13 protein-coding genes are annotated in these 12,176 nt (G+C 66.9%); 7 read left to right on the top strand and 6 right to left on the bottom strand.

Annotated elements, in window-relative coordinates; translation table 11 throughout:
* Positions 1–41: 41 nt before the first annotated feature.
* The 7 genes from LQG66_RS36765 (at position 42) to LQG66_RS36735 (ending at position 8,051) form a co-directional block, all read left to right on the top strand.
* Positions 42–461, top strand: coding sequence for a CBS domain-containing protein (locus LQG66_RS36765; RefSeq protein ID WP_231321679.1), 420 nt, complete (start codon positions 42–44; stop codon positions 459–461).
* A gap of 139 nt (positions 462–600) precedes the next feature.
* Positions 601–1,569 carry a quinone oxidoreductase family protein gene (locus LQG66_RS36760; RefSeq protein WP_231321669.1) on the top strand — a complete coding sequence of 323 codons (969 nt, stop codon included), beginning with the start codon at positions 601–603 and terminating at the stop codon, positions 1,567–1,569.
* A gap of 108 nt (positions 1,570–1,677) precedes the next feature.
* Positions 1,678–3,066 (top strand): cation diffusion facilitator family transporter, encoded by a 1,389-nt coding sequence (locus LQG66_RS36755; protein ID WP_231321667.1) that lies wholly within the window; start codon positions 1,678–1,680, stop codon positions 3,064–3,066.
* Positions 3,067–3,273: 207 nt separating this feature from the next.
* Entirely contained in the window at positions 3,274–5,601 is a 2,328-nt protein-coding gene (locus tag LQG66_RS36750; RefSeq protein WP_231321665.1) for a sensor histidine kinase, read from the top strand.
* A gap of 209 nt (positions 5,602–5,810) precedes the next feature.
* On the top strand, positions 5,811–5,981 hold the full coding sequence (locus tag LQG66_RS36745; protein ID WP_231321656.1) for a hypothetical protein: 171 nt from the start codon (positions 5,811–5,813) through the stop codon (positions 5,979–5,981).
* A 212-nt stretch (positions 5,982–6,193) separates the two neighbouring features.
* Positions 6,194–6,721 (top strand): thermonuclease family protein, encoded by a 528-nt coding sequence (locus tag LQG66_RS36740; RefSeq protein WP_231321654.1) that lies wholly within the window; start codon positions 6,194–6,196, stop codon positions 6,719–6,721.
* A 226-nt stretch (positions 6,722–6,947) separates the two neighbouring features.
* A complete protein-coding gene (locus LQG66_RS36735; RefSeq protein WP_231321652.1) occupies positions 6,948–8,051 on the top strand; it encodes a D-alanine--D-alanine ligase family protein in 1,104 nt (367 codons plus the stop codon).
* Positions 8,052–8,105: 54 nt separating this feature from the next.
* Here LQG66_RS36735 and LQG66_RS36730 read toward each other — a convergent pair whose 3' ends face one another.
* The 6 genes from LQG66_RS36730 to LQG66_RS36705 form a co-directional block, all read right to left on the bottom strand.
* Complete coding sequence (locus LQG66_RS36730) at positions 8,106–8,774, bottom strand: transposase (protein ID WP_231321650.1); 669 nt, start codon at positions 8,772–8,774, stop codon at positions 8,106–8,108.
* A 57-nt stretch (positions 8,775–8,831) separates the two neighbouring features.
* Complete coding sequence (locus LQG66_RS36725) at positions 8,832–10,121, bottom strand: extracellular catalytic domain type 1 short-chain-length polyhydroxyalkanoate depolymerase (protein ID WP_231321648.1); 1,290 nt, start codon at positions 10,119–10,121, stop codon at positions 8,832–8,834.
* Between the two features lie 4 nt (positions 10,122–10,125).
* Entirely contained in the window at positions 10,126–10,545 is a 420-nt protein-coding gene (locus tag LQG66_RS36720) for a CopG family transcriptional regulator (RefSeq protein WP_231321647.1), read from the bottom strand.
* 275 nt (positions 10,546–10,820) lie between these two features.
* Complete coding sequence (locus LQG66_RS36715; protein WP_231321645.1) at positions 10,821–11,234, bottom strand: GFA family protein; 414 nt, start codon at positions 11,232–11,234, stop codon at positions 10,821–10,823.
* Positions 11,235–11,251: 17 nt separating this feature from the next.
* A complete protein-coding gene (locus tag LQG66_RS36710; RefSeq protein ID WP_231321643.1) occupies positions 11,252–11,731 on the bottom strand; it encodes an SRPBCC family protein in 480 nt (159 codons plus the stop codon).
* Positions 11,728–12,057 carry an ArsR/SmtB family transcription factor gene (locus tag LQG66_RS36705; protein WP_231321641.1) on the bottom strand — a complete coding sequence of 110 codons (330 nt, stop codon included), beginning with the start codon at positions 12,055–12,057 and terminating at the stop codon, positions 11,728–11,730. Before LQG66_RS36705 ends, LQG66_RS36710 begins: the two co-directional genes overlap by 4 nt.
* Positions 12,058–12,176: the final 119 nt, after the last annotated feature.

The raw sequence follows: 12,176 nt of genomic DNA, 5'->3' as shown, positions 1-12,176 counted from the left end.
ACCAGACTTCATCCACTCATTAAAACCAACGGGAGGGTGCCATGAAAGTCGGAGACATCCTGCGCAGCAAGACGGCGCGCGTGATCACGGTGCGAATGAACGAGACCGTCGGCGTGGCGGCGCAGCTGATGCGCGCCAGCAATGTCAGCGCCCTCGTCGTCAAGGACGTCGTCCGCACCGAGGGCAACACCGCCGCCGGCATGTTCACCGAACGCGATGTCGTGCGCGCCATCGCGGAGCACGGTGCTGCCGGCGTCACCCTGAAGGTCTCGCAGCTGATCTCGCCGCAGCGCCTGATCTCGTGCAGCACGGACGACACGCTCGAGCACGTGCGCCATCTGATGAACGTGAACCACATCCGCCATTTGCCGGTCATCGACGACTTCGCGCTGGCCGGCGTCATCAGCATGCGCGACGTCTCGGCCGCGTTCGACGAAGCCGCGGCCGCGGTGGCCGCCTGACGGCGGGCCCGCCTCTCGCGGAACCAGCGTTGCGCGTTCGGAGTCTTGTCGGGATGACGTGCCGCCTGATAGGCGGTGCGTCGCGGGAAACGGCAGAGTAAGGTCGCCGCTCCCTTTGCCCCGACAGGATTCCTTCGCGATGAAAGCCTACGTCTATGGCGCCGAGGGCGCCACGATCACCGACATCGCCAAACCGGCGCCGAAGGGCGCGCAGGTCTTGGTGCGCGTGCGCGCCTGCGGCCTCAACCGCGCCGATCTCGGCATGACCAAGGGGCATGCTCACGGCGCGGCCGGCGGCATCGGCACGGTGCTCGGGATGGAATGGGCCGGCGAGGTCGCAGAGCTCGGCCCCGACGCCAGAGGCGTAAAGGTCGGCGACAAGGTGATGGGCTCCGGAGCGGCCGCCTTTGCCGAATACACGCTCGCCGACCACGGCCGGCTGTTCAGCGCACCATCGAACATGAATTTCGACGAGGCCGCCACGCTGCCGATCGCGCTGACGACGATGCACAATGCCGTCGTCACCAACGGCGCGCTGCAGCCCGGCCAGAGCATCCTGGTCCAGGGCGCGAGCTCCGGCGTCGGCCTGATGGCGATGCAGATCGCCAGGCTCAAGGGCGCCTCGCTCGTGATCGGGTCCTCGACAGATGCGACGCGCCGCGGACGCCTGGCCGAGTTCGGCGCCGATCTCGCGATCGATTCCAGCGACCCCGCCTGGGTCGACCAGGTGCTGAAGGCGACGGATGGCCGTGGCGTCGACCTGATCATCGACCAGGTGTCGGGCAAGGTCGCCAACCAGAACCTTGCCGCGACCAAGGTGCTCGGACGCATCATCAATGTCGGCCGCCTCGGCGGAACCCACGCCGACTTCAACTTCGATCTGCATGCGGCGCGCCGCATCAGCTATGTCGGCGTCACCTTCCGCACCCGCTCGATCGAGGAGATCCGCGCAATCTTCGACGAGGTGAAGAAAGACATCTGGGACTCCGTGGAATCCCGGACTCTGCGGCTGCCGATCGATCGCGTCTTCCCCTTCGACGACATCGGCGAGGCTTTCGCCCACATGGAGGCCAACCAGCATCTCGGCAAGATCGTGGTGACCCTGTGAGCCGGATGTTCTGACATTTAGACGCAATCGAAACAGCGCGCGGCAAAGGCGATTTTGCCGCGCGATGCTGGCTTTCACGGCACTCTCTCGGCTGCTACATCCGCGCCCATGAAAGATGCCGTCTCTCACGCCGATTCCGGAAAAGGCCGCGTCGCCGCGATCTCGATTGCGGCGAGCGCCAGCATGGCCGCGGCGAAGTTCGCAGTCGGCATCCTCATCGGCAGTCTCGCCCTCATCTCCGAGGCGCTGCACAGCGCCGTCGACGTCGTCGCGACCGTCATCACCTGGATGGTTGTTCGGGTATCGGACCGGCCCGCCGACGACGAGCATCATTACGGCCATGGCAAGCTGGAAAGCCTGTCGGCGCTGGGCGTCATCGCCCTGCTCTATGTCCTGGCCGGCGGCGTGCTGGTCGAATCCTACAGCCGCCTGCGCGAGGCCACGCCGCCGCCGGCGCTGTCCGCCATTCCCTTCGTGGTGCTGCTGATCGACATCGCCGTCAACTTCTGGCGTGCCCGCGCGCTGCATCGGGCCGCGCACGAGACCCACAGCCAGGCGCTCGCAGCCGACGCGCTGCACTTCGCTTCCGACGTGCTCGGCTCGATCGCCGTCATCGCCGGCCTCGTCCTCACCGCGCTCGGATTCTGGTGGGGCGATTCCGCCGCCGCCGTCGCGGTCGCGCTGATGATATCAGTGCTCGGCCTCAGGCTTGCGCGCTCCACCGTAGAAACACTGCTCGACCGCGCACCGGAAGGCGCGGCCGAGAAGGCCAACGCCGCGATCCGTTCGGTAGCCGGCGTCGTCGATGTCGAACGCCTGCGGGTGCGGCTCGTCGGCGCGACTCATTTCGTCGACGTCACGGTGCAGGTGCCGCGCACCTATCCGATCGACCGCGTCCACGAGATCAAGCGCAAGGCGCAGGCGGCCGTCGACGCCAAGCTGTCCGGCGCCGACGTCACCTTCACCACGGTGCCGGTCGCCGTGAGCAATGAGAGCGTGCGCGAACGCATCATGGTGATCGCGCGCAATTCCGGGCTCGCGATCCATCACGTGACCGTCCACGACGTCGGCGGGCGGCTGATCGTCGCCATCGATCTCGAGGTCGACGGCGACATGAGCCTGGTCGCGGCGCATGCGATCGCCCACGAGCTGGAGCGCAGCATCCGCGACGAGTTCGGCGCCGACGTCGAGGTCGACACCCATATCGAGCCGCTCGAGCCCGAGCTGCCGTTCGGCGTCGACGCACCGACGCAGCGGGTCGAAGAGATCGACGCGGCCCTGCAGCGCTTCGCCGCCGAGACCGACATGTACGACGTGCACAATGTCCGCGTCCGCAACACCGAGGCCGGCGAGATCGTCAACTTCCACTGCCGCGCCGCGCCGTCGATGAGTGTGCTCAAGGTGCACGACAACGTCGACCACATCGAGCGCGGGCTACGCCGCGCCTTCCCGACCGTGAAGCGCGTCATCAGTCACGCCGAACCGCCGCACGGCTGAAGCGATTAAGTCATGCTGCGTTCCCGCTTCGGACTCGTCCCGCCGGCTTTTCGCCGCGACAATTCCGCATTGGATAAGATTTATTAGCTTTTGCCAAATCGTTGACTCTCGACAGCCCGACAAATCTGGATTCAAATCGACTTGATTCGGAAGCGGCTGGGGCTCTTTCGAAATTCGGGTATCCACGAAGTTTCGGGGGTCTACAGCATGGCGCGTGCGCATGCCGCGAACGCGTGCGTCCAATCTTCTGATTCGATCAAAGGGTTGGCGCAATCGATCGCGAAACCGGCCTATCAAAGGCTGTTGACTGCAGAGCCGGTATTGCGTCGTGCCGTCCCCACTTTGATCATCGCCTTCCTCGTCACCATCTGCCTCGGCGCCTTCGTCCAGGTGCTCGATCAGAGCCGGCAGAAGCGCGGCGCCACCAAGCGCGACCTCGCCGCGATCTCCGACCTGCTCGCCGACCGCATCGGCCACCTCGCGATGCGCTCGGACCGCATCGCCAACATCGAGCATCTGCAGAGCCTGCTGCCCGATCTCATCCCGGCCTGGGGCACCGCGCCCGGACGACACGTGATCGTGACCGGCGCCGACCTCCGCATTCTCGCCCGGGTTCCGATCGAATCCGGCCTCGGTGAGAACGACCGCATCCTCGATCTGATCTCGACCGCGCAGCTGCTGGCGACGCCGGGCCTGCAGGGCACTGTCACCGAGATCACGCTGCCGAACGGCCGTCCGGCGTTTGCCATCTCGCAACTGATCAAAGCGCTGCCCGGCCGCGTCGTCGTGATCCAGGAGAAGCTCGAGCCGATCTGGGGCTCGGACGCCGCGCTCTCGGTCACGCTCTCGGCCACCACCGGCTTCGTCGTCCTGATCCTCGGCTTCGCCTTCCACTGGCAGTCGACCCGCGCCCGCGAGGGCGACCTCATCAACGACGCGGTGCGCGGGCGCATCGACACCGCGCTGAACCGCGGCCGCTGCGGCCTGTGGGACTGGGACCTGTCGCGCGGCCGCATCTTCTGGTCGAACTCGATGTTCGCGATGCTCGGCCTCGGCAACCGCACCGACCTCCTCACCTTCGGTGAGGTCAACGCGCTGGTGAACTCCGACGACATCGACCTGTTCGCGATTGCCGATCAGCTCGTGGCCGGCGAGATCCACAACATCGACCAGAGCTTCCGGATGCGCCACACCGAAGGCCACTGGATCTGGCTCCGGGTCCGCTGCGAGCTGAGCCAGGGCGCGACCGAGTCCGGCCTGCACCTGATCGGCATCGCCGTCGACATCACCGAGCAGAAGAGCCTCGCCGAAAAGACCGTCGAAGCCGATCTCAGGCTGCGCGACGCGATCGAGACGATCTCCGAGGCCTTCGTGCTGTGGGACGCCAACAACCGCCTGGTGCTCTGCAACTCGCACTTCCAGAAGCTGCACAAGCTGCCGGACTCCGCCGTGATCCCCGGCACCTCCTACGAGACCGTGATCGAGGTCGGCAAGATGCCGGAGATCCGCACCCGGCTGCACGACAACAGCGGCCAGCAGGCGCCGGGCGCGCGCACCTTCGAGGCGCAGCTCGACGACGGCAGCTGGCTGCACATCAGCGAGCGCCGCACCAAGGACGGCGGCTACGTCTCGGTCGGCACCGACATCACCCGCATCAAGGAGCACGAGCAGAAGCTCGTCGACAACGATCTGCGCCTGCGCGCCACCGTGATCGACCTGCAGCGCTCGCAGACCGCGCTGGAGCGCCAGGCGATCGAGCTCGCCGACCTGGCCGAGAAATACTCGCAGGAAAAGACCCGCGCCGAGGAAGCCAACCAGACCAAGTCGAAATTCCTCGCCAACATGAGCCATGAGCTGCGCACGCCGCTCAACGCCATCATCGGCTTCTCGGAGATCATGGGCAGCGGCATGTTCGGCTCGCTCGGCTCGGAGAAGTACCAGGAATACTGCCACGACATCCTGACCTCGGGTCAGTACCTGCTCGAAGTGATCAACGACATCCTCGACATGTCGAAGATCGAGGCCGGGCGCATGAAGCTCGACATGGAGCCGCTCGATCTCGCCAAGACGCTCGCCGAATCCCTGCGCGTGGTGTCCGGCCGCGCCCAGGACAAGAGCCTGGTGCTCGATGCCGACATCGAGGGCAGCATCCCCGTGGTGGCCGACCGCCGCGCCACCAAGCAGATCATCGTCAACCTGCTGTCCAACGCGGTCAAGTTCACGCCGGATGGCGGCCGGGTGACGATGCGCAGCCGCGTGTTCGAGGACAAGGTCGTGCTGCTGATCGCCGACACCGGCATCGGCATCCCCGCACAGTCGCTGGCGCGGCTCGGCCGTCCGTTCGAGCAGGTCGAGAGCCAGATGACCAAGACCTATCACGGCTCCGGCCTGGGACTGGCGATCGCGCGCTCGCTCGCCCAGCTGCATGGCGGCTCGATGCGGCTGCGCTCCCGGATCGAGAGCGGAACGGTGGTTCGCGTCACCCTGCCCCGCGACGCCTACAAGGCCACTGCGACGATCTCGGTCGCGGCGTGAGACGCTGACGCCTGACTACGGCCGCCACTGTTCGCCGTTCGGAAATCGGCAGCTTCGTGCGCCTGACGGCGGCGTACCGCTGCAGAGCTGTATTTCGATCGGGCGACCTGCCCCTCCGCGATTTTTTTCGGGATCACAGGAACAGAATTCAACGACGGTCGTTTCGAAATCTTGCCGGCGCGGCAGGGAAGCGAACGATGTCAGACTTGATGACCCAGCCGGACAAGCTCCGGTCGGATGCGGCCGAATGTGCGCTCATCCGTGATCTCGCGACCGACCGCGACAAGCGCGAACTGTTCGCGCGCCTCGCCGAACATCTAAGCAACCTCGCCGCCGAGGTCGAGCGGACGGCGCGTAGACCGGACACCGGCCGGAGCTGAACATCCGCAGCACGCGCGACGCGGGCCCAAAGCACGATCCGAGGCGCGATCCGAGCTGCCATGCAGGGCATGGAGCAAGGTGCGGAGATCGTCGCTCGTCGGCCGCCACACAATCGCGCAACTCGGCTCGGCTATAAGACGTTCCGAGCAGCGTTGATTCGTCGGCGGACGAAACGACGGTCACGCCCGTGCGCCCAGGTGTCGATTTGCGTTTGATCCTCCCTTCCCTCGCGTGCATCGTTCTGTCGCTCGCCACGGCATCGCCGGCCGCTGCACTCGACCTGACCGGCCGCGCCAGCATCGTCGATGGCGACACGCTGGACATTCACGGCGAGCGCATCCGTCTCTGGGGCATCGACGCGCCCGAGAGCGCGCAAGCGTGCCGCGGCCGCGACCGCAGGCCCTATCGCTGCGGCGCGCTGGCCGCCAACACGCTCGACGCCTTCACGCGCAACAAGACTCTGCGCTGCATGCCGGTCGACGGCGATCGCTACGGCCGCATCGTCGCGCGCTGCGCCGTCGGCGGCATCGATCTCAGCCAGCTGATGGTGTCGCGCGGGCTCGCCATCGAGGAGCCGCAATATTCGCGCGGCCACTACGCTGCCGATCAGCTCGCGGCGCGCCGCGCCGGCCGCGGCCTCTGGTCCGGCCGCTTCGTCGAGCCGCCGCTCTATCGCAGCTGCATGCATGCCGGCGGCACGCCGGCGGCGTGTTCGGATAGCGGGATGGGATGGCGGTGAGGAGCCACCTTCCGTCATTGCGAGGAGCGCAGCGACGAGCAACGAAAGCGTAGGTGGGTAAAGGCGCCCTGCTCCGCCCGCGCCACAAATCAAAATGCAACGGCGCCGTGCCCACCATCACGACCACGCACGCCGCCGGTAGGCACGGGCCGCAACACCTCAATTGCCACGTGCTGACCTCTCGCTGTACGGTCGCGCACCGCAAGACCTCAGCTGGACAGCGACGATGACAGACAAAAAGACCAAAGTGGCGATCCTGTTCGGTGGGCGCTCTGCGGAGCATGACGTCTCCCGGGCCTCGGCCGCCAACATCTTTCGCTCGCTCGATGCCGGCCGTTACGCCATCACGCTGATCGGCATCACCACCGATGGTCGCTGGGTGCTCGCCGACGCCGTCAACGACGGCACCAGCGCGGCGCTCACGGTGCCTGGGGACGGGCCACAGATCGTGCTGCTGCCGGCCGGCCAGGGACGCGCCCTGGTGCTTGGTGACGGCGCGGCCGGCGCGCGCGAGCTGGCGTTCGATGTCATCTTTCCGGTGCTGCACGGTCCCAATGGCGAGGACGGCACCGTGCAGGGTGCGCTCGAACTGGCCGACGTCGCCTATGTCGGCGGGCGCGTGCTGGGATCGGCGGCCGCGATGGACAAGGACGTCGCCAAGCGGCTGCTGCGCGATGCCGGCCTGCCGATCGTGCCGTTCGTGACGATGACAGAAGCCGCGCCGGTCAGCTATGAGAACGCGGTCGGCGCGGTCGGATCATCCGAGCTGTTCGTCAAGCCGGCCAATCTCGGCTCGTCGGTCGGCATCTCCAAGGCGCGCAACGCCGATGAGTTCGACGCCGCCTGCCGCCTCGCGCTGCGCTTCGACCGCAAGATCCTGATCGAGAGCGCCATCGCCCCGGTGCGCGAGATCGAATGCGCGGTGCTGGAACATGCCGACGGCACGGTCGCCGCCTCGGAGCTCGGCGAGATCGTGCCGGCCGACAGCCACGGCTTCTATTCCTACGAGGCGAAATACACCGACGCCAAGGGCGCCTCGCTGCACGTTCCGGCGCAGGTCGAGCCGGCGCTGGCGGCGCGCATTCGCAAGCTCGCCGTCGCGGTGTTCGGCGTGTTGTGCTGCGAGAGCCTCGCGCGTGTCGACTTTTTCGTCAGCGGCGACGAGGTCTACGTCAACGAGGTCAACACGCTGCCCGGCTTCACCAATATCAGCATGTACCCGAAGATGTGGGAGGCCACCGGCCTGCCCCAGCCGGCGCTGATGGACCGCCTGATCGCGCACGCGCTGGCGCGGCATGCGCGGATCAGAGGGCTGGCATCGCAGCGATAATTTCGGTGACAGTGCACAAGACTGAGCAAGGCGCCGCGCGGGGCTTCGCCGCGCTCACTCCTCCGCCGGCTTCGGCCCGCGCTTCGCCGGCTTGAGCACGCGTCCGGTCAGCTTTTCGATGCGGGCGAGGAAGCGGTCGCTGCCGACCGGCCGGCCGATGCTCTCGGCGGCACGCAGGCGGGCGAACAGCTCGTCCTCGTCCTCCGGCGCGCGGCTCAGCAGCCCGGCGATGTCGGGAAACATCTTCTTCACCGGCGCGCGCGCGGTCAGGCCGTCGTCGCGCCCGCGCAGATGCGCGCGCGTGCTCGACCATTGCCAGTCCTGCGCCCGCGTCACCAGCCGCGCCCGCACCGGGTTGAGGCTGACGTAGCGCAGCGCCGCCGCGAGATGCGCCTCGTCCATCGCCACCGCGCCGAACCGGCCCTGCCAGAAATGCCCGCTGCGCTTGCGGCGCGCTTGGATGATGCCGGCGTAGATGCGATGCACGCGCGACAGCGCCCGGCGCAGGCCGTCGGCATCCGACGGCACCAGGATCAGATGCACGTGGTTCGGCATCAGGCACCATGCCCACACCGCGACATCCGCCGCCTCGCAATGGGTCGCGAGCAGGTCGCGGTAGAGCGCATAGTCGTCGTCGCCGAAGAACGTCCGCGCGCCGCCATTGCCACGCTGCGTGACATGGTGCGGCAGACCGGGAATGACGACACGGGCAAGGCGGGCCATGCGCCATCATGCGCCGCCGGACGGCCGATGTCAAATTGAGTGCACTGTCACCGTAATTTAGTCCCCGCGTGAATGCGCGAGGAAGAAGCGCAGCATCTCGCGGGTTGCGTCCGGGCCTTTCGGATCGGTGTAGGAGCCGGCCGGGCTGCCGCCCGACCAGGCGTGAGCGGCGCCGTGAATAGTCCAGTGCTCCGATGTCACCTTCCCGCTGGCCTCCGTCAGCATCGTCCGCGTAAAGGCATGGCCGCCGGGCACCCGCCCGCGCACGACCGACGATGTCCCGCGCATGGCTGTGGTCGACTGCGCGACGATCCGGTCGCCATTGGCGGGATGCACGGTGCTGTCGCGGTCGCCATGGAAGACGATGGTCGGCACAACCGATCTCTGATCCGCCATGTGGCCGGAGCCGGCGCCTTGACGCATGGCCATCAAGGCCGAGGGGAGATCGCGCGCGGCCCCGCAGGCGAGGCCCGAGTGGACGCCGACCGCGGCGTAGAGATCGGGATAGGTCGCGGCCATGATGGCGGCGGCGGCGCCTCCGGCCGACAGGCCGGCGACATAGACGCGCCCGGGATCGATCGCATGGTCACGCATCACCTGGCGGGTGATGCCCGCGATCAGCGACGGCTCGCCGCCATCGCGCTGCTGGTCGCCGGTGCGAAACCAGTTCCAGCATTTCGACTGATTGGCGCCGCTCGGCTGCTCGGGATAGACGATGAAGCAGCTCTGCTCGTCGCCCGCGAAGTTCATCCGTGTGCCGGCCGCAAAATCGTCGGCCGACTGGGTGCAGCCATGCAGCATGACGACGAGCGGAAGCTGACCTCCCTCGGCCCGGCTGGGGATCAGCAGCTTGTAGGCCCGGCGTCCCGCCGCATTGCTGAAGCTGGCCTGGATGAACCTCGCGCCCTCGGGAGTGGTCTCACGCGCCGAAGGCGCGCGCAGATGCGGACCTCGCAAGCTGAACCCCGGCAGCTCACCGAGATCTTCGCGCCGGGGGGGTCGCTTGCGCGCCTGAGCAGGCTTGGCCTGAGTAGACTTGGCCTGAGTAGACTTGGCCTGAGTGGACTTGGCTTGGGTAGACCTGGCTTGCGACGGCTTAGCCTGCGTGGCCTGAGCTTGCGTCGGGGCGGCCTGCGCGGATGGACGGTCGCGCTCGCTGACGCGCGTCGCCTCTCCCTCGATGGTCGGCGGCGAAAGCCGCGCCGGCACCGATCGCGCGGGACCGGCCGATGCCGCGGCCGGCGCGCTGTCGCCACGCAGCATGCGTTGCAGCAACGCGGTGGCCTCGACCAGTTGGCCGGCCCGCGTCAGGCGAGTCGCTTCGCGCATGATCTCCTGGTTCAGCATCGAACTACCTCATTCTGTCGGCGAGAGCGGCCTTGACCGCGGGGGTGGCATGCAGCGCGCCCAGCACCGCAACCGAGGCGATGGTGGCGCGGGCCAGTTCGGGCGTCACATCGGCGGCGATGGTCGCAAGCCCGAGGACGTTGATCTGCAGCATCTGCCCGGCGCGCTGCGCCGCTTCGAGATCGGCACGGCTGTAGTTCCGCAGGCCGAGGTCCAGGCTGTTGCGCACCGTCGACTGCTTGACCACGTCGCCGTGCCGGTCGAGCTGGTTACGGATCGCGGTGCGGATGAAATCGGTGCGGTTGGAATAAAACCCTTCCCGCACCATCAGGTCGACCTGGCCGAGATCGACATAGCCGAGATTGACCGTGATCTTCTCGGTGTCCGGGACTTTGGCGCGGAGCGGGTGGACATTGTCGGGCATCGGCGACATCCATTTTCACCATCCACATGGATGGTGCATGGATGGCATATGGATGCTGTCGAACGACATTCAAGGCGCGGTTGTGAGGTTCCGCCAGGGGAACCGCGCCCGATTGATGCCCAGCAGTCGTTCGTCCATGGAGTTACGGTAACAGCGGCGCCCGCCGTTTCGGCGCGCCATTTTGGTGACAGTGCACTTAACTGCCGTCCTGCATCGGAGCTTCGATGCAAGCCAGCGTCATTGGTGGTCGCGCCTCGATCCCGGGCAGCGTGACCTCACCGCGGCGGCATCTTGTCGAATGTCGGCAACGCCGGATCGAGATGATCCCAGGCATATCCGGCCGCGGTCCACGACACCAATTGCGGCTTGTAGCGGCCGGGGTCGTCGAGGCTCGCCGGCGGGACGATGAACACGTCGGGCATCGCTGGGAATGTCAGGTGGAGGTGCGAACCGCAGGTCGGGCAGAAGGCACGCCGCTTCACGGTGCCGCCGTCGCCTGTGGTCTGCCACTGCGACACGTTGCCATCGATCTTCACCTCCGCCGCGACGAAGGTGAGGTGCGACTGATGCCCGGTGCCGCTGTCGCGCTGGCATTGCCGGCACTGGCAGTCCAGCATGACGGCCGGCTCGCCCGAGATCTCGTAGCGGACCGCGCCACAGGCGCAGCCACCGACATAGGATGTCGTCATGTCGTTCTCCATTTGCTTCAATGCAGCTTTTGCGGCGACGCCTGCTCGGCAGCGACCCGATCGAGATTCGCGACCACCTTCTTCCAGCCTTCGCTCATCTTGCGGTAGGCGGTGTCGTTGTTCGGCAGCACGAAGCCGGAATGGACCAGGCGCAGGCGCGTGCCGGTGTCGGTCCTGGAGAGACTGAAGGTGACCACCGTCTCCAGTGGCGCGCCGTAGCCGACATTGCCCTCGTGACCGCCCCGCCACGCATAGGACAGCCGCTCGTTCGACACGACCTCCAGCACCTCGCAATGAATGGTGCCGTCCCATGCGCCGGCCGGCGTCGTCTGAAAGGTGAAATGAGTGCCGACGACGGGCGCGAAGCCGGTGGGCGCCATCAACCAGCGGCCGATCAGTTCGCCGCTGGTCAGGGCCTTCCAGATCACCTCCGGCGCATGCGGGAAGATGTCGTCGACCACGATGGCCTGCGTGTCCGGCTTGACGGCTTGGTTCATGGATCGATCTCCTTCAGCAGGTGTCTCAGATCGGCAAAGCGGTCGCGCCAGAACACACCGTAGTGGCTCATCCAGTCGGCCAGCGGCGCCAGGCCGCGAGGCTCGGCGCGGTAATAGACATTGCGCCCCTCGGGGCGCTCGCAGACGAGGCCGGCCTGTTTCAGGGACTTGAGATGCTGCGAGATGGCGCCCTGCGTGACACCGCTGCCGCGGGTCAGCTCGACGACGGTGATCTCGTCGGAATCGACGATCCGCTCGAACACCGCCCGCCGGGTGGGGTCGGCCAAAGCGCGCATGACGGCAGTGACGGTCTCGGCTTCGATCATGGGAAATTGAATAGCGAGCGCTAATTGATTAGTCAAGACTAATTTATTAAAGCGCCTCCCTCCCCCGGCCATTCAGGCCGCGGTGCATGGCCGCGCGAATAATTTAGTGCACTGTCACC

Origin of the sequence: Bradyrhizobium ontarionense, assembly GCF_021088345.1 — a bacterium.
In the GTDB taxonomy this organism is placed as follows: Bacteria; Pseudomonadota; Alphaproteobacteria; order Rhizobiales; family Xanthobacteraceae; genus Bradyrhizobium; species Bradyrhizobium ontarionense.
Note: the sequence above shows the minus strand (reverse complement) of the source record. Positions and strands in the feature narration are given on the sequence as shown.